The organism is Aureimonas flava, assembly GCF_003583935.1.
GTDB lineage: Bacteria > Pseudomonadota > Alphaproteobacteria > Rhizobiales > Rhizobiaceae > Aureimonas > Aureimonas flava.
Genome location: NZ_QYRN01000008.1, coordinates 193948 through 214626, shown reverse-complemented (window position 1 = coordinate 214626; position 20679 = coordinate 193948). Strand labels below are relative to the sequence as shown.

Here is a 20679-nt window from a genome sequence, read left to right as displayed (position 1 = left end):
CGCCAGCGCCGCCGCGTAACTGCGCAGCCCTTAGGCCCTCGGGCCCGAACCGTCGGCCGCCCCGCACCCCGGGGCGGCCGACCCCCGTTCCGTGAACCAAGGGAGGCCCGGCTCATGGCCGATCACGCCGACCGCTCCCCGCCCGCCCATCCGGGCGGCCGCGAGCCGGTCATCTCGCTACGCAACGTGTCCAAGAACTTCGGCGCCGTGTCGGCGCTCACCGACATCGAGCTCGACGTCCATCCCGGCGAGGTGGTCGCCCTGGTGGGCGACAACGGCGCCGGCAAGTCGACGCTGGTCAAGGTCCTGGCCGGCGTGCACCAGCCGACGTCGGGCACGATCCGCTTCGACGGCCGGGAGGTCGCGCTCTCGAGCCCCTCGGCGGCGCTGGACCTCGGCATCGCGACCGTGTTCCAGGATCTCGCCCTGTGCGAGAACCTCGACGTCGTCGCCAACATCTATCTCGGGCGCGAGGCGAGCCCCTGGAAGCTCGACGAGGTCGCCATGGAGGTGCGCGCCTGGACGCTCCTCAACGAGCTCGCCGCGCGCATCCCCTCCGTGCGCGAGCCGGTGGCCTCGCTGTCGGGCGGCCAGCGCCAGACGGTCGCCATCGCGCGCTCGCTCCTCCTGGAGCCCAAGCTCATCATGCTGGACGAGCCCACCGCCGCGCTGGGCGTCGCGCAGACCGCCGAGGTGCTGAACCTCATCGAGCGGGTGCGCGACCGCGGGCTCGGCGTCATCATCATCTCCCACAACATGGAAGACGTGCGCGCGGTGGCCGACCGCATCGTGGTGCTGCGCCTCGGGCGCAACAACGGCGTGTTCACGCCCGACGATTCCCCGACCGACCTGATCGCCGCCATCACCGGCGCCACCGAGAACGCCGTGTCGCGGCGCGCCGGCCGCCGCGCCGCCACCCTGGAGGGCTCCGCGTGAGCGACAATCCCAACTCCGTCGCCGGGCGCGCGCTCGACCGCGCCGACGCCCGCGTGCGCCAGGACGAAGGCCTCGGCGGCGCCCTGCGCGCCTTCCGCGACCGCGTCCGCTCCGGCGACCTCGGCATGATCCCCGTGGCGGTCGGCCTGGTGCTGATCGCCGTGGTGTTCACCTCGCTGAACCCGGTCTTCCTGCGGCCGGGCAACGTGTCGAACCTCCTCTACGACTGCGCCACCACCGGCATCATCTCGCTCGGCATCGTCTGCGTGCTGCTGCTCGGCGAGATCGACCTGTCGGTCGGCTCCATGTCGGGCCTCGCCTCGGCCATGCTCGGCGTCCTGTGGATCAACAACGGCTGGCCGCTCGCGGGCGCGATCGCGGTGGCGCTCGGGCTCGGCGCGCTGGTCGGCGCGCTCTACGCGCTGCTCTACAACCGCGTCGGCATGCCGTCCTTCGTGGCGACGCTGGCGGGCCTTCTCGCGCTGCTCGGGCTCCAGCTCTACCTCCTAGGCACGTCCGGCTCGATCAACCTGCCGTTCGGCCTCGCCTTCGTGCGCTTCGGCCAGAACGCCTACATGCCGAACTGGCTGTCGGTCGCCCTGGCGCTGGCACCCGGCGCCGCCGTTCTGTGGAGCGGCCTCCGGGCCCGGGCGCGCCGGCAGGCGGCGGGCCTGACGGGCGCCGCGCTCAGCGTCGTGGTCGCCAAGGCGCTGCTGCTGACCGTGGGCCTCGTCGCGGTGGTCCTGTATCTGGCGCAGGGGCGGGGCGTGCCCTGGATGTTCGCGCTCTTCGTGGCGATGGTCGCGGCGATGGACTACGCGATCACCCGCACCCGGTGGGGCCGTTCCATGATGGCGGTCGGCGGCAACCGCGAGGCGGCCCGGCGCGCCGGCATCAACGTGCGCGGCATCTACCTCAGCGCCTTCGTCCTGTGCTCGACGCTGGCGGCGCTGGGCGGCCTCCTGTCGGCCGCGCGCCTCGGATCGGCCTCCCAGCAGGCCGGCACCGGCGACGTCAACCTCAACGCCATCGCGGCGGCGGTGATCGGCGGCACGTCCCTGTTCGGCGGACGCGGCTCGGCCTATTCGGCACTGCTCGGCATCATCGTGATCCAGGCGATCTCCAACGGGCTGACGCTGCTGAACCTCTCGTCCAGCCTCCGCTACATGATCCTCGGCGGCGTGCTGGCGCTGGCCGTGATCGTGGATTCGCTCGCCCGCCGCTCGCGCGCCTCGCACGGTCGCGGCTGACGCGCCCGCCTCGGGCCCGCCGCCGCGCGGCGGCGGGCCCGAGGCCTCCCCATATCGTCCATTCGGGAAACCCTTCCATGAACTTCGATCTTTCCGGCAAGGTCGCCGCCGTCACGGGCGGCGCGTCCGGCATCGGCCTCGAATGCGCCCGCTCCATGCTCGCGGCGGGGGCGCGCGTCGTGCTCGTCGACCACGCCGCCGACCGGCTCGAACAGGCCTGCGCCGAACTCGGCCAGGGCGCCCACGCGGTTCGCATCGACCTCACCGACGGCGCCAGCGTCGCGACGATGATGCCGCAGATCCTGGAGATGACCGGCCGGGTCGACATCTTCCACGCCAATGCCGGCGCCTATGTCGGCGGCGAGGTGATCGAGGGCGACCCGGACCGCTGGGACCGGATGCTCAACCTCAACGTCAACGCCGCCTTCCGCTCCATCCACGCCGTGCTCCCGCACATGGCCGAGCGCGGCTCGGGCGACATCGTCGTCACCAGCTCGGTGGCCGGCCTCGTGCCGGTGGTCTGGGAGCCGGTCTACACGGCCTCGAAGTTCGCCATCCAGGCCTTCGTCCACACGCTGCGCCGCCAGGTCATCAAGCACGGCATCCGCGTCGGCGCCGTGGCCCCCGGCCCGGTGGTGACGCCGCTGATCGACGACTGGCCGGCCGCCAAGCTGGAGGAGGCGCGCGCCTCCAAGAGCCTGATGGAGGCCAAGGAGGTCGCCGACGCGGTCCTGTTCATGCTCACCCGTCCGCCCGGGGTCGTGATCCGCGACCTCGTGATCCTGCCGCACGGCGTCGACCTCTAGTCCCGGGAACGGCCACCATGACTGCGAACGATCTCTTCCTCGGCGTCGATGTCGGCACGGGCAGCGCGCGCGCCGGCCTGTTCGGCGCCGACGGCCGGCTGGTCGCCACCGCCAAGCGCCCGATCCGCCTGTGGCGCGAGCCGGGCGAGATCGTCGAGCAGTCCTCGGCCGACATCTGGCGCGCTGTGTGCGAGAGCGTGCGCGAGGCGCTCGGCCTGGCCGGCGGCGATCCCGCCCGGGTCCGGGGCGTCGGCTTCGACGCGACATGCTCGCTGGTCGCCGTGGGGCCGTCCGGGCGGCCGCTCGCGGTCGGCCCGTCCGGGGACGCCGCGCGCGACGTCGTGGTCTGGATGGACCATCGGGCGATCGCGCAGGCCGAGCGCATCAACGCCACCGGTCATGCCGTCCTGCGATACGTGGGCGGTCGCATCTCGCCCGAGATGGAGACGCCGAAGCTCCTCTGGCTGAAGGAGACCATGCCGGAGACGTTCGCCGGCGCGGAGCACTTCTTCGACCTCGCCGACTATCTCACCTGGCGCTCCACCGGCTCGGCGGCGCGCTCGGTCTGCACCCTGACCTGCAAGTGGACTTACCTCGCCCACGAGCGGCGCTGGGACGAGGACTACTTCCGCACGATCGGGCTCGGGGACCTGGCCGACGAAGGCTTCGCCCGGATCGGCCGCGAGGTGCTCGACATCGGCCAGCCGGTCGGGGCGGGGCTGACGGCGGCGGCCGCCGCCGACCTCGGCCTCCTGCCGGGAACGCCGGTCGGCGCCGCACTGATCGACGCCCATGCCGGCGGCGTCGGCACCGTGTCGGGCGTCGGTCGCGACCTCGCGCTGATCATGGGCACCTCGGCCTGCGCGATGGCGGTCACCGCCGAGGCGACCTTCGTGGAGGGCGTCTGGGGGCCGTATTTCGGCGCCATGCTGCCGGGGGCCTGGCTCCTGGAGGGCGGGCAGTCCGGCTACGGCGCGGCGCTCGATCATCTGGTCGGCTCGCATCCGGGCTTTGCCGCCGCCCGCAGCCGCGCGGACGGGGAGGGGCGCGCCGTGCTCGACCACCTGGAGGCGCGGGCCGTTGCGCTCGCCGGCTCCCTGGAGGCCGCAGCCCGGCTCGCCGCCGCCGTCCACGTCGTGCCCGACCATCTCGGCAACCGCTCGCCGCACGCCGACCCGCACGCGACCGGCACGGTGAGCGGCCTCACGCTGGACGCCGACGAGGATGCGATCGTGCGCCTGTTCGTCGCCGGCCTCTGCGGCCTCTGCTACGGGACGCGCGACATCGTGGAGGCGATGCGCGCCGAGGGCGTGCCGCTGGAACGGATCGTGGTCTCGGGCGGCGCTTCGCGCTCCCCGCTCCTGCGCCGCATCCTGGCGGACGCGACCGGCACCGCCGTGGTGCTGCCGGAGACCGCCGAGCCGGTGCTTCTCGGCAGCGCCATGCTGGGCGTGGTCGCGAGCGGCGCCGAGCCCGATCTGGCGCAGGCGGCCGCCCGCATGTGCCGCGCCGGCGAGACGGTGGAGCCGGCGGGCGGCGAGACCGCCCGCTTCCACGACGCCAAGTTCCGGGCCTACCGCACCCTGCAGGCGGCCGAGCGTCGGGCGCGAGAGGTGATGGGCGAGATCTAGGGAGCCCGGCCGAACAGCCCGCCGGATCGGCCCGGCGGTGCTGGCCGCCACGCGTTTCGTTGCCGATCGCCGCCGATGCCGCCGGCATGCGCGGCGTCCGGCGCCTCGTGGGCCGCGACGATCCCCCGCCAATCCACTGCCGGGGACGTTCCGGACGGCGACCGCGGTCGCTCCCGCTTCCTCAGTCCTGCGGCACGGATGGGCCGTCGGCCGTTTCGCCGGGCGTCTCAAGGTCGTCCTCGAAGACGTCGGACAGGGCGAGGATCCGCGCGGTCATCTCCTGAAGCTCGCCGGCGATGCGCCGATGCAGCGTCGCCGCGATGTCGGGATATTCCTGGAGCATCCGCCGAAACAGCGGACGCGAGATGCGGATGAAGTCGCAGTCGGTGGCGGTCACCGCCGTCACGGGCCGGCGCGTGTCGGCCATCAGCGCCATCTCGCCGAGCAGCGAGCCGGGGCCTGCCGTGTCCACCACGCGCCGCCCGTCGCCCTCGCCGTCCACGAGGTTCACCTCGCCGCCCACCACGATGAAGCCCGCGTCGGCCCGCGCCTCGGCGCGAAACAGGATCTCGCCCGCCCGCAGGTGCCGGTGCTCGGCGCCGAAGGCCAGGAGCCGCAACTGGTCGCGCGTCAGATCCTGAAACAGCGAGACGCCGCCGAGAAGCTCCATGTCGCTTTCCAGGCTCATGCCGACCGATACACTCCATGCGTCCCATGCCGGACGCTCCGCGTCCGCATCGGACATCGCAGGAAATGCCCGCCGCGTGAAGCCCAAAGCGGGCGGAAGCGCCACGCGGGACGGCCTTGGCGCCCCGTGCGTTCCCGCCCGGCCACAGCCGGACGGCCGGTCAGGGCATCAGCTTGTAGCCGCCCGATTCGGTGACGATCAGCCGCGCGTTGGAGGGTTCGGGCTCGATCTTTTGGCGCAGTCGGTAGACATGCGTCTCCAGCGTGTGGGTGGTGACGCCCGAATTGTAGCCCCAGACCTCCTCGAGCAGCACGTCGCGCGTCACCACGCGACGGTCGGCCCGGTAGAGGTAGCGGATGATCGCGGTCTCCTTCTCCGTGAGCCGGATCTTGCCGCCCTTGTCGTCCAGAAGGACCTTCTGGCTCGGCTTGAACACGTAGGGGCCGACCTGGAAGGTCGCGTCCTCGGACTGCTCGTGCTGGCGGAGCTGGGCGCGGATGCGCGCCAGCAGCACCGCGAAGCGGAAGGGCTTGGCGACGTAGTCGTTGGCGCCCGATTCGAGGCCGAGGATCGTGTCGGCGTCGCCGTCCTGCGCGGTGAGGATGATGACCGGCGCCTTGAAGCCGCCCTTGCGCAGCGCCTTCACCGCCTCGCGCCCGTCCATGTCCGGCAGGCCGACATCCATGATCACGAGGTCGATCAGATGGGCGCGCGCCGTCTGGATGCCCTTGGTGGCGTTGGCCTCCTGCAGCACCTGGAATTCCTCGTGGAGGGCGAGCTGGTCCACGAGCGTCGTGCGAAGGTCGTCGTCGTCATCGACAATGAGAATGCTACGTACGCTCATTCAAGAATCCCGTCTCGAGGTCCGGCCGGGCGACGATTCGCGCCCGGCTTTGTAACAATTTGTGAGCGGAATGCGGCTTTTTCCACCCCCCAGGCCCCGGAAACCCCGTTCTGGGCCGCTTCTTCTGGTGCGTCCCTCGCCGCTCGACGGGCGACGGGGCATCCTGGCGGCCGGTCCGCTGCGCCTTCGCTGCGCGCTCGGGCGTTCCGGCGTCAGCTCGCGAAAGCGCGAGGGCGACGGGGCGACGCCGCTCGCCGCCATGCCCGTCGTGGCGGCCTATCTCCGCGGCGGCCCGCGCGGTGCGCCGCTGCGCCTGCCGGGCCTGCCCGTGCGCCGGGCGCGCGCCGAGGACGGGTGGTGCGACGCCCCGGGCCATCCGGCCTACAACCGCCCGGTGCGCCTGCCGATGGGCGCCAGCGCCGAGACGATGCGGCGCGCCGACGCGCTCTACGACGTGGTGGTGGTGCTGGACTGGAACCTCGGCCGGCGCGCCCGCGGGCTCGGCAGCGCGATCTTCCTCCATGTCGCGCGTCCGGCCTACGCGCCCACGGAGGGCTGCGTCGCGGTCTCGCGGCGCGACATGGGTCGGCTCGCGCCCTTCCTGCGGCCGGGCGCGCGATTGGCGGTGCGGCGATAGGATCGCGCGCGGCGCGGGAACCGGCGGGGCGGCTCGCGCGTCCAGTGAGGGCGAGCCCATCCATGTTCCGACCGAGGCATGCCGTCATGAAGCGCAGCGAGATCCAGCCCGAACCCACCGTGGCGCCCTACGACGAGCCGACGGGCGGCTGGGGCTCAGTGAAGTCGCTCGCCCAGAAGAGCCTGGCCGAGGGGCTGGCCATCTCGACCATCTGGAACACGCTCTACAAGCAGAACAAGCCGGACGGCTTCGCCTGCGTGTCCTGCTCCTGGGCCAAGCCCGCCGACGCCAACACGTTCGAGTTCTGCGAGAACGGCGCCAAGGCGACGATCTGGGAGCAGACCAAGCGACGCACCAGCCGTGACTTCTTCGCCCGGCACAAGGTGTCGGAGCTGCTCGACTGGCCGGACCACGACCTGGAGAAGAACGGCCGGCTGACGAGCCCGATGCGCTACGACGCCTCGCTCGACCAGTACGTGCCGGTGTCCTGGGACAGCGCGTTCGCCGAGATCGGGCGCGAGCTGCAGGCGCTGGATCCCAAGTCGGTGATCTTCTACGCCTCGGGCCGCGCCTCGCTCGAGACGAGCTACATGTACCAGCTCCTGGCGCGGGTCTACGGCTCGCAGAACCTGCCCGACAGTTCCAACATGTGCCACGAGTCCACCTCGGTCGGCCTGCCGCTGTCTATCGGCTCGCCGGTCGGCACGGTGGTCTACGAGGACTTCGAGCATTGCGACATGATGCTCTTCTTCGGCCACAACACCGGCACCAACGCGCCGCGCCTGCTCCATCCGCTGCAGGAGGCGCGCAAGCGGGGCGTGCCCGTCTTCACCTTCAACCCGGTGGAGGAGCGGGGGCAGATGCGGTTCAAGAACCCGCAGTCGCCCGCCGAGATGCTGTCGCCCGGCGCCGGCACCAAGATGTCGAGCGAGTATTTCCAGCTCCGCTGCGGCGGCGACATCGCGGCCATGACCGGCATCGCCAAGACGGTGTTCCAACTCGACGACGAGGCCGTGGCGGCGGGGGCGGCGCGCGTCCTCGACACCGCCTTCATCGCCGAGCACTGCCACGGGTTCGAGGCGTTCGAGCGCTTCGTGCGCGACGCGTCCTGGGAATCGATCGAGCGCCGCTCTGGGCTCGCGCGCGCCGAGCTGGAGGAGGTCGGTCGGACCTATGCGCGCTCCGACGCGGTGATGGCCCATTACGGCATGGGGCTCACCCAGCACCGGAACGGCGTCGACAACGTGCGCATGCTGACGAACCTGCTCCTGATGCGCGGCAATATCGGCAAGCGCGGCGCCGGCATCTCGCCGATCCGCGGCCATTCCAACGTGCAGGGGCAGCGCACGGTGGGCATCACCGAGAAGCCCGAACTCGCCCCGCTCGACAAGTTCCGGGAGTTCTACGGCTTCGAGCCGCCGCGCGAGAAGGGCATGGCGACGGTGGAGGCCTGCCAGGGCATCCTGGACGGCTCGGTGAAGGCCTTCATCGGCCTCGGCGGCAACTTCTCGCGCGCGGTGCCCGAGACCGAGGCGATCGAGACGGCGTGGCGCAACCTGCGTCTCCACGTGCAGATCTCCACCAAGCTCAACCGCAACCACCTCCTGCCGGGGGCGGTCACCTTCATCCTGCCCTGCCTCGGGCGGATCGAGCGCGACCGCCAGGCCTCGGGCGACCAGACCGTGTCGATCGAGGATTCCACCGCCTGCATCCACGGCTCCAAGGGCTGGCGGCCGCCGGCTTCGCCCGAGCTCCTGTCCGAGCCCCGGATCGTCGCCGAGATCGCCAAGGCCACGGTGCCGGGGCGCTCCACCATTCCCTGGGACGAGTGGGTCGGCGACTACGCCAAGGTGCGCGACGAGATCGAGCGCGCCTATCCGCAGTATTTCGCCGACTTCAACAAGCGCTTCCTCCAGCCTGGTGGCTTCCACCGGGACCTGCCGGCCTGCCGGCGCGAATGGAAGACCGAGAACGGCAAGGCCAACTTCCACGTGCCCGAGGACGGGTTCGACACCGATCCCGACATCGACACGCGCGGTCCCGACGTCTTCACCCTGATGACGCTGCGCTCCAACGACCAGTTCAACACCACGGTCTACGGCTACGACGACCGCCTTCGCGGCATCTCGGGCTCGCGCATGGTGCTGCTGATGAACGGCGAGGACATGGCCCGCCTCCAGTTGCGCGACCAGGACCTCGTGGATGTCGAGACCCATGCCGACGACGGCGTGGATCGGCGGGTGAAGGGCTTGCGCGTGCACGCGTACAAGCTGCCGAAGGGCGACGTCGGCGGCTACTATCCCGAGCTCAACCGCCTGATCCCGCTCTGGCACCACGCCAAGGACAGCCATGTCCCGGCCGCGAAGTCGGTGCCGATCCGCGTGCGGCGGGCGACGGATCCGGCGACCGCGCAGGCCGCCGCTACGCCGGCGGAGTGAGCGGCAGGAACGACTCGCGGAAGCGGCGGAGCGCCGTCTCGTCGTCGCTCTCCGGCCAGGCTTCGAGGCCGATCACGCCGCGATAGCCCATCGCGTCGAGCGCACGCGCCACCGCGGGATAGTTGATCTCGCCGGTGCCCGGCTCGTGGCGGCCGGGCACGTCCGCCACCTGGATCTCGCCGATCAGCGGCAGGGCGCGGCGGCACAGCTCGATCAGGTTCCCCTCGTCGATCTGCGCATGGTAGAGGTCGAGGTTGAGGCGCAGGCCCGGACTGTCCACCGCCGCCACCAGCGCGATCGTGTCGGCGGCCCTCGCGAAGGGCACGCCGGGATGGTCGACCTCGCGGTTGAGGTTCTCCAGCACGAAGGTCACGCCCTCCCGCTCGCCGAGATCGGCGATGCGGCGCAGCGTATCCACCGCCTTGATCCACATCGCTCCGCTCACCGTCTCGGCCGGCACCAGGGCTTGGCCGTGCGCGTCGAGGCCGGTGCCGTGGAGATTGAGGCGCGGACAGCCGAGCTCGCGCGCCACCGGAATCGAGCGGGCGGCGCTCGCCAGGAGCGCCTCGGCGCCGGCATCGTCGGCGAGCCGGCCGGTGACGTAGCCGGTCATCGACGAGAAGCACGCGCCGGAGGCGGCCAGCATCGCGATGTCGTGACGGGTCCAGTCCCAGATCTCCACCAGGAAGCCAGCCGCCGTCAGCCGCGCCAGACGCTCGCGCACGGGCAGCGCGGCGTAGACGGTCTCGGCGCACACGGCGAGCTGGAACGGCGGTTCGCGATGCGGGCTCATGGATCCTCCCCGGCGGCGCCCGAGGCTATGCCGGCGGGGCTTGCGCGTCGAGCCCGGGAAGGGGGCGCCGGTCGCCCCTCCAGCGCCAGACGGTGGTGCGCTTGACCTCCGCGTCCTCCAGCGCGCGCGTCACCGGCACCTCGTAGACGGCGAGGCGCTCGACGCGGTCGCGGGGCAGGTAGGCGCGGCCGGGATCGCCCACCAGGACCAACGTGCCTTCCGCGGCCAGCCGGTCGAACCAGGGCGCGAGGCGCGCGGCGAACTCCCGGTCGTAGAAGACGTCGCCGGCGAGCAGCACGTCGGCGTCGAGCGCCCGCCCGATGCGGTCCTCGCTCACGGTCCGGAAGGCGACGCCATTCAGCGCGGCGTTCAGCTCCGCCGCCTCGCGCGCGAACGGATCGACGTCCAGCGCCTGGACGCTCGCGGCGCCCGCCTTCGCCGCGGCCACCGCCACCAAGCCGGAGCCGGAGGCGAAGTCCACGACGCGCCGGCCGGCCACCAGGGCCGGATGGTCGAGCACGTGGCGCGCCAGTCCCTGGCCGCCGGCCCAGGCGAAGGCCCAGAAGGGCGGCGGCAGGCCGATCGCCTCCAGCGCCTCCTCCGTCTTCGCCCAGAGCTCGTGCGCCTCGTCGGCGAGATGGAGCACGATCTCGGGCACGTGCGGCGGGCGCAGCGGCGCGGTGTTGGCGAGCACGAAGTCGCGTCGGTCCCGGCGCTCCCTCATCGCGCGACCTCACGAAAACGGGAACCGAAGCCCGCATGGGCGGTTTCACGGCAAGACCACTGCAAAGGACCGACAACGATGCTCAAGGGTGGCCTTCTCTGGCTGATCGGCATTCCCATTCCGATCATTCTTCTTCTGTGGATCTTCGGCTTCCTGCACTGAGGCCGATTCCCCTCGTGCCACGGCATGGCCGCGATCGCGAACGAAAAGGCCGCCCCGTCGAGGGCGGCCTTTTCGTTTCGGCTGCGGCGAAGGCGGCTCAGCCGTTCTTCAGGCGCTTGCTCTTGTCCTGCAGCTCGTCGATCAGCTTGGACGCGTCGCCCTTGGTGAGCGTGTCGTCGAACGGGTGGTCGGTCTCCTCGCACAGGGTCTTGAGGTAGGAGGCCTGGGCGCCGGTCATCGGCTCGTCGCCGGTGGTCCAGTCGTCCGGGTCCTTCACCGTGTTGGAGTTGGCGGCATCCGCCTTGGGGTTGGCATCGGTCATGGAACGCTCCGCGATCAGGTCGTTCGCGAAACGTTCCGGCCCCTCTCAGGTTCCCGACGCGGTTCGCCAGTCGAGGCCGCCCATCTCGCAGACGGTGCGGAACTCGTCGGGCGTCACCGGCTGCACCGACAGACGCGAATTGGTGACCAGCACCATCGCGCCGAGGCGCGGCTCCGCCTTGGCGGCATCCAGCGTCACCGGGCGCGGCATGTCGGCCACGGCGCGGATATCGACGCATTCCCAGCGCGGATCGTCGGCCGTGGAGTCGGGATGGGCGAGGGCGCAGACCTCGACCACGCCCACCACCGCCTTGCCCTCGTTGGAATGGTAGAAGAAGCCGCGCTCGCCGACCGCCATGGAGCGCATGAAGTTGCGGGCCTGGTAGTTGCGCACGCCCGTCCACTCGGTGCCGGCCGCCCCGCAGTCCTTCTGCTGCTGGAAGGACCACTTGAACGGCTCGGACTTGAACAGCCAGAAGGCCATGACGGTCAGTTGCCCTCGGGGTTGTTGACGGTCCAGTTCCAGCGGCGCGCCGTCACGCCGGAGAAGAGGCCCGCCACGGCGTAGGGATCGCGGGTGGCGAGCGCGCGGGCCGCCTCCTCGCTCTCCGCCTCCACCACCAGGAGGCTGCCGGTCGGCTTGCCGTCCGCGTCCAGGAAGGGGCCGGCGAACTTCAGCGTGGTGCCCAGCGCCTTCAGGTGCTCGAGATGGGCGGGGCGCGTGTCGGCGCGCAGCGTGCCGGCGTCGGGGCGGTCGTCGCAGATCAGGGCGTAGAGCATCGGGGCTTCTCCGGGATTGGCTGTCCGCCCCGTAGCAAATCGGGCCGGGCGATCAAGCGGTTTCGAACTCGCGCTTCAGCGGGCGGGCGAGCAGCGCCGCCACCGCGTCGGCCACCGGCAGCGAGCCGTCGAGGATGCCGGCCACGGCCTCGATGATCGGCGCCTCGATGCCGCGCTCGCGCGCCAGGCGGGCGGCGATCGCGGCCGAGAACACGCCCTCGGCGAGCTTCAGAGCGGCCACGTCGTCCCCGCGTCCGAGCGCCAGCCCGTAGGCGAAGTTGCGCGACTGGGTGCCCGAGCAGGTGAGCACGAGGTCGCCGAGGCCCGACAGGCCCATCAGCGTGCGCGGATCGGCGCCGAGCGCCTCGCCGAGGCGCGACAGCTCCACGAAGCCGCGCGTCACCAGCGCCGCCTGGGCCGAGGCGCCGAGGCCGAGGCCGGCGCTCGCGCCCGCCGCGATCGCCAGCACGTTCTTGAGCGCGCCGCCCGCCTCGACGCCGAGGACGTCGGTGCCCGCATAGATGCGGAAGGCCGGGCCCGACAGGCGGCGCGCCAGCGCGTCGGCGAGCGCGGCGTCGCGCGCCGCCAGCGTCACCGCCGTGGGCAGACCGGCGGCGACGTCGGCGGCGAAGCTCGGGCCCGACAGCACGGCGATCGGGCGGCCCGGCAGCTCGGCCTCCACCACGGCGGACGCGAAGAGCCCGGTGTCGCGCTCGATGCCCTTGGCGCAGAGCACCAGCGCGGCGTCGCCCGGCAGGGCGGGGAGAAGCGTCCGGCAGACGGCGCGCAGCGTCTGGGCGGGCGTCACCAGAAGCACGACCTCGGCGCCCCGGAGGGCGAGCGCGGGGTCCAGCACCGCCCGGATCGTCGCCGGCAGGGCGATGCCGGGCAGATAGGCGGGGTTGCTCCGCTGCGCGTTGATCGCCTCGGCCACCGCCGGATCGCGCAACAGGAGGTTGACGTGCCCGGCGCGCGCGGCCACGGCCGCCAGCGCCGTGCCCCAGGCGCCGCCGCCCACCACCGCGACGCTCATGCCTTGGCCCCCCGCTTGCCGAAGCCGAGGCGCGGCGCGGCGGTCTCGTCCAGCGGCCAGCGCGGGCGCACGGGCGCCGCCGCCGCGTCGCGGTCGCCCGCCTCCAGGCGCTCCAGCCCGGCATAGGCGATCATCGCCGCGTTGTCGGTGCACAGGGCGTGCGGCGGGGTGACCAGGCGAACCCCGTCCCGCGCGCAGAGCGCGGTCAGCGCCCGGCGGATCTCGCCGTTGGCCGCCACGCCCCCCGCCACCGCGAGCACCGGATCGGCGAGGTCGGGGAACCGGTCGCGCAGGCGCGCCAGCGCCAGGACCAGCCGGTCGGCGACGCTTTCGCTCGCGGCGCGCTGGAACGCGGCGCACAGGTCCGCGACGTCCCCCTCGCCCAGCGGAGCGTTGGCCTCGGCGGCTTGGCGCACGGCGGTCTTGAGGCCCGAGAACGAGAAGTCGAGCCGCTTCTCGCCGCGTAGCGGCCGGGGCAGCGAGAAGCGGGCGGGGTCGCCGCGCTCGGCCATGCGCTCGACGCTGGGGCCGCCCGGATGGGGCAGTTCCAGGAGCTTGGCGGTCTTGTCGAAGGCCTCGCCCAGCGCGTCGTCGATCGTGGTGCCCCAGCGCTCGTAGCGCCCGAGTCCCTCGACCAGCAGGATCTGTGTATGGCCGCCCGACACCAGCAGCAGGAGATAGGGATAGGCGAGCCCGTCGGTCAGGCGCGGCGTGAGGGCGTGACCCTCCAGGTGGTTGATGCCCAGGAACGGCAGCCCGCGCGGCAGGGCGATGGCCCGGGCGGCGGTGGCGCCGACGATCAGGCCGCCCACGAGGCCGGGCCCGACCGTCGCGGCAACGGCGCCGATGCGCGCGAGCCCGACGCCCGCCTCGTCCAGCGCCGCCGACACGATCCCGCCGATCGCCTCGGCATGGGCGCGCGCGGCGATCTCGGGCACCACGCCCCCGAAGGCCGCGTGTTCGCCGATCTGGCTCAGCACCACGTTGGACAGAATCCGCGCCCGCCCGTCGCCATCGCGCGCCACCACGGCGGCGGCGGTCTCGTCGCAGCTCGTCTCGATGCCCAGCACAAGGGGGCCCAGCACAAGGGGGCCCAGCACAAGGGGGCCGTGGAACTGCGGGGCGGTCGGGGCCGGATCGGGCGCGGGCTTGGTCATGGCTCAGCACATAGCCGCGCGCGCGCGGTTTCGCCACCGTTCCCCCGCGCGCGGGCTTTGCGGTGGAACCCGGCCGCCGGCCTGTTGTAGGGAAAGGGCGCGCCGGCGCCCTCGGGAGGCCGGCCGAGCGATCGAAAGGCATGTCATGACCTCCCAACCCTTCCGCATCGGCACGCGCGGCAGCCGGCTGGCGCTCGTCCAGGCGCACGAGGTCCGCGCCCGGCTGATGGCGGCCCACGCCTTGCCGGAAGAGGCGTTCGAGGTGGTGGTGATCTCCACGTCCGGCGACCGGATCCAGGACCGCGCCCTGTCGGAGGTCGGCGGCAAGGGGCTCTTCACCAAGGAGATCGAGGAGGCGCTTCTGGACGGGCGGATCGACGTCGCCGTGCACTCCTCCAAGGACATGGCGACCGCCGTGCCGGACGGGCTGGCGCTCACCGCCTTCCTCCCGCGCGAGGACGTGCGCGACGTGTTCATCGGGCGCTCCGCGCGTGCGATCGCCGACCTTCCCCACGGTGCGCGGGTGGGCTCGGCCTCCCTGCGTCGGCAGGCGCTCCTGCGGCGGCTGCGGCCCGACCTCGACCTCGTGATCCTGCGCGGCAACGTCCAGACGCGGCTCCAGAAGCTGGAGCGCGGCGAGGTCGAGGGCACGCTGCTGGCGCTGGCGGGCCTCAACCGGCTGGACGCGGCGGGCGTCGCCGGCGAGGTCCTCGAGCTCGACGCGTTTCCGCCGGCGCCCGGCCAGGGCGCCATCTGCGTCCAGCAGCGCGCGGCCGACGCGCGCGCGGCCGCCATGGTGGCGCCGCTCGACCACGGCGAGACGCATCGCGCGCTTCTGGCCGAGCGGGCCTTCCTGGCGGTGCTCGACGGCTCCTGCCGCACGCCGATCGCCGCCCATGCCCGGCCGGAGGGCGACGCCTTCCGCTTCCACGGCATGATCCTGACGCCCGACGGCACCCGGATGCACGAGACGCGACTCGAGCTGGGGCAGGCCGAGGCCGCCGAGGGCGCGGCCGAGGCGGCGCGGCGCCTCGTGGCCGAGGCGGGATCGGACTTCTTCGCCGGCTGGTTCGGCTGAGGCGCGTGGCGCGGGTCCTGGTCCTGCGCGAGGCGGAAGACGGGACCCGCACGGCCGAGGCGCTGCGCGCGCGCGGTCACGAGCCGCTGCTCCTGCCGCTCCAGACGGCGTGCCTGCTCGATCCGCCGCCGGGCGGCGGGCCCGTCGGCGGCTTCATCGCCACCAGCGCCCATGCGGCGCCCTGGCTCGCGCGCCACGCCGCCGGCATGCCGGTGCTGGCGGTCGGCGCGCGCACGGCCGAGGCCTTGCGCGGGGCGGGGCTCGGCCGGGTCGTCGAAGGCCCCGGGCGGGCGCGGGACCTCGTGCCCATGGCCGCCGCGCTGGGATCGAAGGCGGGTGCGCCGCTGGTCTACGCGGCGGGACGGCTGCGCCTGCCCGACCTCGAAACGGGCCTGCGCGCCCGCGCCGTGCCGTTCCGCACGATCGAGGTCTACGGCATGGACGACCGGGTGCCGGACGAGGCCGAGATCGACCGCGCGCTCGCCGGTGGCCTGCCCGACGCCGCCTTGATCCTGTCGCGGCGCCAGGCGGAGCTGTTCGAGGCGCTCGCGGCGCGGCGCGCTGCGCTCCTGCATCCGGCCCTGCGCCCGCTTTGCCTGTCGGCGGCGGTGGCCGCGCGCCTGCGGCCCGGACGGCGCGGCGAATGGGGCGAGCGCCCCACCTTGGACCGGCTTCTGGCGCTGCTGGACTGAGGCGGCTCGGCGGCGCGATCCCTGCTTTGCACCCCGCCGAGGCGCTTGCGGCGCACAAACGCCGTTGCAGCTTGGCGTGGACACGCTAAATCAGCTTCGGTCCGTCGCCGCGAGAGCGGGGCGTGCCGATCGGCCGTGCGCCGGAACCCAAGAATTCGGCTCCGTCCGGAGCCGATGCGACTCGAGGAGCCCCGGATGGCCAATCGCCCGCGCCGCCCCAGGACTGGGGGCAGACCGGAAACCATCATCGACGGCGAGGCCGAGCGCCTCGCGGCGACCGGCGGGCCGGAGGAGCGGGTCGCCGCCGAGGACGGGCCGTCCGCCGCCGGGCCGGATACGCACGCTGGCGCCGACGACGTCGTGGTGAGCGGCGGCGCGGCCTCCGAGGGCGAGCGCCCGGCCGAGGACGCCGTGGCCGCGCCAGCCGACGCCGACGAGGCGGCGCGCATCCACGAGGCGGTGGCCGGTCCCGCGCCCGCGGGCGGCGATAGCGTCGATCCGTCCGCCGGGGGCGCGCTGCCGGCCGGCGACGACCGGACGGGCGAGGGGCGCGGGTTCGAGAGCGAGGCGGCCGCGCCGCCGGCGCCCGACGACATGCCCGCCGCCGAAACCTCGACCCGCGAAACCCCCACCGAAGAAACCCAGACCCGCGAAACTCCCACGGCGGAGTTCGCCCGCGAGGAGGGCTTCGTCGCCGCCGGCGCCGCGCCGGAGCGCCGGCATCTCGGCGAGTTCGAGGACGACGAGACCGTGCATCCCCAGGCCGAGGCCGAGCGCACCAAGACCTCCGTGCCCGACAACAGCCCCTATCTCGCCGGCCATTCCGCCGAGCCGCGCGGCGGGGCCGGCTTCGGCGCGCTGCTCGGCGCCGGCGCCCTCGGCGCGGTGATCGCGCTGCTTCTGGGCGCCACGGCGCTTTATGGCGGCCTCGTGCCGCCGCCGGGCCAGCAGCAGAGCGTGCCGACCCAGCAGTTCGCCCAGGCCGGCGACCTGCAGCAGATCCGCAGCGACCTCGACCAGGTGCGCGGCACGGTGGAGCAGGTCCAGTCCGCCCAGGCCGCCGGCGGCGCGGGGTCGGGCACCGTGTCCACGGCGGACTTCACCCAGCTCACCGACCGCGTGACCGCCAACGAGCGGGCGATCCAGAGCGGGGGAACCTCGACCGGCGATGCGGCCGCCGCCGCCCAGGCCGCCAACGAGGCCGCCACCGCCGCGCGCGACACGGCGGCCCAGGCCGAAACCACGGCGAACGCCGCGCGCGACACGGCCAACGCCGCCCAGTCCGCGGCCGACGAGGCGCGCCAGGGCGTCTCCGCCGCGCAGCAGGCCGCCCAGAACGCGCAGTCCGCCGCCAACGAGGCGCGCTCGGCGATCGACGGGTTCGGGCAGCGTCTCGCCGCCATCGAGGACGCGAACCGGCAGGCGGCGGTCGCGCTCTCGGCCGCCGGCCTGAAATCGGCTATCGACCGGGGAACGCCGTTCATGTCGGAGCTGGAAAGCTTCGCCAAGGCGTCCGGCGACGGGGATGCGGTCTCGTCGCTGCGCGACTTCGCGGCATCCGGCGTGCCCACCGGCTCGACGCTCGCCAGCCGCTGGCCGGAGGTGGAAACGGCGATCCTCGACGCGGTGCGTCCGCCCGCCTCCACGGACGACGTCGGCACGCAAGTCCTGTCGGGCCTACGCTCGCTGGTGCAGGTGCGGCCGGCCGGCAGCAGCGTCTCGCCCGACGCGCCGGGGCCGCAGGCCGCCGTGGCGCGCATGGACGCCGCCATCTCCGACGGCGACCACGCCGCGTGGCTCGCCGAATGGGACAAGCTGCCGGAGGCCGCCAAGACGGCCTCGTCGGACTTCGCCGGGGACGTGCGTGCGCGCGTCGAGGCCGACCGCCTCATCCAGGACACGATCAACCGCGCCGTCGGCGCCTCCTCGCAGGGCTGACATGCTGGCTATCCTCGCCTTCTTCCTCGTCGTCCTGGCCGCCGGCCTCGGCTTCGCCTGGCTCGCCGACCATCCCGGAACCGTGTCGCTCATCTGGCAGGGCCAGGAGGTCGGCACGAGCTTCACCGTGTTCGTGGTGCTGCAGATCGCGCTCGTGGTGGCGGCGATCCTCGTGTTCTGGGCGCTGCGCGGCTTCTTCAAGGCGCCGGACCGCATGTCGCGCTTCTTCTCCACGCGCCGGCGCGAGAAGGGCTACCGCGCCCTTTCCGCCGGCATCATCGCCGTGGGCGCCGGCGACGCGGTGACCGCCCGGCGCATGACCAAGCAGGCGGCCAAGCTCCTGCCGAACCGCTCCGAGCCGATGCTGCGCTTCCTGGACGCGCAGACCGCGCTGATCGAGGGCGACAACGCCCGCGCCCGCGCCATCTTCGAGGAACTGGAGGCGCAGCCCGACACCCGCCTCGTGGGCCTGCGCGGCCTGTATCTCGAGGCCGAGCGCCTGGGCGACCGCGGGGCGGCGCGCAACTACGCCGAGCGCGCGGTGCGCATCGCGCCCCATGTCGGCTGGGCGGGCGGCGCCGTGCTCGACCTCAAGGCCGCGCAGGGCGACTTCGACGGCGCCCTGGCGATCCTGGAAGCGCAGCGCGATTCGCGTCTGATCGACAAGGCCGAGAGCCGCCGCCTGCGCGCCGTGCTCCTCACCGGCAAGGCGCAGACGCTGGCCGACGCCGACCCGGCCGGCGCCCGCACGCTGGCGCGCGAGGCGCAGAAGCTCGCGCCCGACCTCGAGCCCGCGGCCGCGATCGCGGGCCGGGCGGCCATCCGCCTCGGCGACGGGCGCGCCGCGTCCAAGGCGTTGGAGGCCTCGTGGAAGGTGGCGCCCCATCCCGAGATCGCCGCGCTCTACATCCACGCCCGCTCCGGCGACGGCGTGGAGGAGCGCCTGCGCCGCGCCCGGGCCCTCGCCGCGCTGCATCCGGGCCACGTGGAATCGCGCCTGGCGGTCGCCCACGCGGCGCTGGACGCACGCGACTTCGCCACCGCCCGCTCCGAGGCGATGGCGGCGGCCGAGGCCGCGCCGCGCGAATCCACCTACCTGCTGCTCGCCGACATCGAGGATGCCGATTCGGGCAACGAGGCGCTGGTCCGGCAGTGGATGGGCCGAGCCCTGAACGCGCCGAAGGACCCGGCCTGGACGGTGGACGGCATCGTCAGCCGCGAATGGGCGCCGGTGTCGCCGGAGACCGGCCGGCTCGACGCCTTCCGCTGGACCGCACCGACCGCGATGCCCCAGGTGTCCGCCCTCGCGGAGCCGGGGTCGATCCGGGCGATCGCCGAGCACTATCCGCGCAGCCCCGACATGTCGGTTGAGGCGTCCCGGCCGGTGCGCGAGGAACCCGCCGCCGCGCCGGCCACGCCCTGAACGCGGGCTCCGGCCCGCACGACCCAACCGGACGCCCCCGATGCTCGACGGACTGAAGGACTTCCTCGCCACGCTGACCGGCGGCCCCGCCGGCCGGCACGACGCCGACGACGTGCGCGTGGCCGCGGCGGCGCTGCTGTTCCACGTCGCGGAGGCGGACGGCACGGCGTCGGCGCGCGAGATCGAGACCCTTCGCGCCGTGCTGGCGCAGGAATACGGGCTCGACGGCGAGGCCGCGCGCCGCATCGAGGCGGCGGGCGAGGCGGCCGACGCCGAGGCGGTGGACCTCTACCGCTTCACCAGCGTGCTGATGCGCCATCTGGACGAGGCGCAGCGGGTGCGCTTCGTGGAGCTCCTGTGGCGCGTCGTCTTCGCGGACGGGTCGGTGCACGAGCTGGAGGACAACGTGGTCTGGCGCATCGCCGAGCTTCTCGCCGTGCCCACGCGCGAGCGCATGCGCGGCAAGCACGAGGCGATGCAGGATGCGCGGCAGGGCGCGGCCGAGGACGCGGGGAGCGTCGAAGCTTGAGCCACGCGCCGAGCGCGGGCGAGGGGACGATCGCCGAGCCCGCCCGCTTCCGTCTCGACGGCCGCGACGATCCGCGCCCGGTGCTGGTGGTGCTCCATCAGGAGACATCGACGCCCGGCCGCGTCGGCCAGGTGCTGGAGGCGGCGGGCGTGCGCGTCGACATCCGGCGGCCGGTGCTGGGCGAGCGGCTGCCCGAGACGCTCGACGCGCATCGCGGGGCGATCCTGTTCGGCGGCCCGCCGAGCGCCAACGATCTCGACCCTCACCTGCGCCACGAGATCGACTGGCTGGACGTGCCCCTTCGCGAGAACCGGCCGTTCCTGGGCATCTGCCTCGGCGCGCAGATGCTGTCGAAGCACCTCGGTGGCACGGTGGGTCCACATGCGGAGGGCCTGGTCGAGGTCGGCTACTACCCGATCGAGGCGACGGCGGCGGGTCGGCGCCTGATGGGGCCCTGGCCCCCCATGGTGTACCAGTGGCACCGCGAGGGCTTCTCCCTTCCCGCCGGCGCGGTGCTGCTGGCCTCGGGCGAGCGGTTCCCGAACCAGGCGATGCGCTACGGCGACAACGCCTACGGGGTCCAGTTCCATGCCGAGCTGACGCTCGCCATGATGCACCGCTGGACGACGCGCGGCCATGCCCGCCTGTCGCTGCCCGGCGCCCAGGCCCGGCGCGAGCACTTCACCGGGCGCGCCGTGTTCGACGCGCCCGTGCGGCGCTGGCTGGGCGACTTCCTGGCCCTGGTCTTCGGCCGGAGCCTCGGAACGCCCTGACGGGCCGGAGCCCGCCTCGCGAAAGCTCCTCCCGCTATGCAGCATG

21 protein-coding genes are annotated in these 20679 nt (G+C 73.3%); 12 read left to right on the top strand and 9 right to left on the bottom strand.

Annotated elements, in window-relative coordinates; translation table 11 throughout:
* The first annotated feature begins 114 nt into the window (after nt 1-114).
* From D3218_RS15975 to D3218_RS15960, 4 genes are all read left to right on the top strand, one after another.
* Nucleotides 115-936, top strand: a complete 822-nt coding sequence (locus D3218_RS15975) for an ATP-binding cassette domain-containing protein (protein WP_119541064.1) — start codon at nt 115-117, stop codon at nt 934-936.
* Nucleotides 933-2186, top strand: coding sequence for a sugar ABC transporter permease (locus D3218_RS15970; RefSeq protein ID WP_119541063.1), 1254 nt, complete (start codon nt 933-935; stop codon nt 2184-2186). Before D3218_RS15975 ends, D3218_RS15970 begins: the two co-directional genes overlap by 4 nt.
* A gap of 77 nt (nt 2187-2263) precedes the next feature.
* The gene (locus D3218_RS15965) at nt 2264-2992 is read left to right on the top strand and encodes an SDR family oxidoreductase (protein WP_119541062.1); all 729 of its coding nucleotides are present in this window, start codon (nt 2264-2266) and stop codon (nt 2990-2992) included.
* Nucleotides 2993-3009: 17 nt separating this feature from the next.
* Nucleotides 3010-4623, top strand: a complete 1614-nt coding sequence (locus D3218_RS15960) for an FGGY-family carbohydrate kinase (protein WP_119541061.1) — start codon at nt 3010-3012, stop codon at nt 4621-4623.
* Between the two features lie 181 nt (nt 4624-4804).
* Here the strand turns inward: D3218_RS15960 and D3218_RS15955 are convergent, their stop codons facing one another.
* Together D3218_RS15955 and D3218_RS15950 are read right to left on the bottom strand one after the other, a co-directional pair.
* Nucleotides 4805-5311 (bottom strand): cyclic nucleotide-binding domain-containing protein, encoded by a 507-nt coding sequence (locus tag D3218_RS15955; RefSeq protein WP_119541060.1) that lies wholly within the window; start codon nt 5309-5311, stop codon nt 4805-4807.
* Nucleotides 5312-5471: 160 nt separating this feature from the next.
* Nucleotides 5472-6155: a response regulator transcription factor gene (locus D3218_RS15950; protein WP_119541059.1), complete on the bottom strand. Its 684-nt coding sequence runs from the start codon at nt 6153-6155 to the stop codon at nt 5472-5474.
* Between the two features lie 70 nt (nt 6156-6225).
* On the opposite strand from D3218_RS15950, the gene D3218_RS15945 reads away from it, so the two are divergent.
* Both D3218_RS15945 and D3218_RS15940 read left to right on the top strand, forming a co-directional pair.
* Nucleotides 6226-6792 carry a L,D-transpeptidase family protein gene (locus tag D3218_RS15945; RefSeq protein WP_119541058.1) on the top strand — a complete coding sequence of 189 codons (567 nt, stop codon included), beginning with the start codon at nt 6226-6228 and terminating at the stop codon, nt 6790-6792.
* Nucleotides 6793-6878: 86 nt separating this feature from the next.
* Nucleotides 6879-9230 carry an FdhF/YdeP family oxidoreductase gene (locus tag D3218_RS15940; protein ID WP_119541057.1) on the top strand — a complete coding sequence of 784 codons (2352 nt, stop codon included), beginning with the start codon at nt 6879-6881 and terminating at the stop codon, nt 9228-9230.
* Here D3218_RS15940 and D3218_RS15935 read toward each other — a convergent pair.
* The 7 genes from D3218_RS15935 to tsaD form a co-directional block, all read right to left on the bottom strand.
* Entirely contained in the window at nt 9214-10023 is an 810-nt protein-coding gene (locus D3218_RS15935) for a TIM barrel protein (RefSeq protein WP_119541056.1), read from the bottom strand. The two genes, D3218_RS15940 and D3218_RS15935, sit on opposite strands and share 17 nt — an antisense overlap.
* 25 nt (nt 10024-10048) lie before the next feature.
* On the bottom strand, nt 10049-10747 hold the full coding sequence (locus D3218_RS15930; protein ID WP_119541055.1) for a class I SAM-dependent methyltransferase: 699 nt from the start codon (nt 10745-10747) through the stop codon (nt 10049-10051).
* Between the two features lie 259 nt (nt 10748-11006).
* A complete protein-coding gene (locus tag D3218_RS15925) occupies nt 11007-11231 on the bottom strand; it encodes a DUF3072 domain-containing protein (protein ID WP_119541054.1) in 225 nt (74 codons plus the stop codon).
* Nucleotides 11232-11276: 45 nt separating this feature from the next.
* Nucleotides 11277-11714: an EVE domain-containing protein gene (locus tag D3218_RS15920; protein WP_119541053.1), complete on the bottom strand. Its 438-nt coding sequence runs from the start codon at nt 11712-11714 to the stop codon at nt 11277-11279.
* A 5-nt stretch (nt 11715-11719) separates the two neighbouring features.
* Nucleotides 11720-12010 (bottom strand): YciI-like protein, encoded by a 291-nt coding sequence (locus tag D3218_RS15915; RefSeq protein ID WP_119541052.1) that lies wholly within the window; start codon nt 12008-12010, stop codon nt 11720-11722.
* 52 nt (nt 12011-12062) lie between these two features.
* The gene (locus tag D3218_RS15910) at nt 12063-13043 is read right to left on the bottom strand and encodes an NAD(P)H-dependent glycerol-3-phosphate dehydrogenase (protein WP_119541051.1); all 981 of its coding nucleotides are present in this window, start codon (nt 13041-13043) and stop codon (nt 12063-12065) included.
* On the bottom strand, nt 13040-14200 hold the full coding sequence (gene tsaD / locus D3218_RS15905) for a tRNA (adenosine(37)-N6)-threonylcarbamoyltransferase complex transferase subunit TsaD (protein ID WP_119541050.1): 1161 nt from the start codon (nt 14198-14200) through the stop codon (nt 13040-13042). The genes D3218_RS15910 and tsaD overlap by 4 nt, the downstream gene beginning before the upstream one ends.
* A gap of 145 nt (nt 14201-14345) precedes the next feature.
* On the opposite strand from tsaD, the gene hemC reads away from it, so the two are divergent.
* The 6 genes from hemC to D3218_RS15875 all read left to right on the top strand — a co-directional run bounded on the left by hemC (nt 14346) and on the right by D3218_RS15875 (nt 20633).
* Nucleotides 14346-15278 (top strand): hydroxymethylbilane synthase, encoded by a 933-nt coding sequence (hemC, locus tag D3218_RS15900; protein ID WP_119541049.1) that lies wholly within the window; start codon nt 14346-14348, stop codon nt 15276-15278.
* Between the two features lie 5 nt (nt 15279-15283).
* Nucleotides 15284-15970 carry a uroporphyrinogen-III synthase gene (locus D3218_RS15895; protein WP_168990556.1) on the top strand — a complete coding sequence of 229 codons (687 nt, stop codon included), beginning with the start codon at nt 15284-15286 and terminating at the stop codon, nt 15968-15970.
* A gap of 195 nt (nt 15971-16165) precedes the next feature.
* Nucleotides 16166-17908, top strand: a complete 1743-nt coding sequence (locus D3218_RS15890; protein ID WP_119541047.1) for a COG4223 family protein — start codon at nt 16166-16168, stop codon at nt 17906-17908.
* Between the two features lies 1 nt (nt 17909).
* Nucleotides 17910-19331 (top strand): heme biosynthesis protein HemY, encoded by a 1422-nt coding sequence (locus D3218_RS15885; protein WP_119541046.1) that lies wholly within the window; start codon nt 17910-17912, stop codon nt 19329-19331.
* A gap of 40 nt (nt 19332-19371) precedes the next feature.
* Nucleotides 19372-19860, top strand: coding sequence for a tellurite resistance TerB family protein (locus D3218_RS15880; RefSeq protein ID WP_119541045.1), 489 nt, complete (start codon nt 19372-19374; stop codon nt 19858-19860).
* 29 nt (nt 19861-19889) lie between these two features.
* Complete coding sequence (locus D3218_RS15875; RefSeq protein WP_168990559.1) at nt 19890-20633, top strand: glutamine amidotransferase; 744 nt, start codon at nt 19890-19892, stop codon at nt 20631-20633.
* Nucleotides 20634-20679 lie beyond the last annotated feature (46 nt).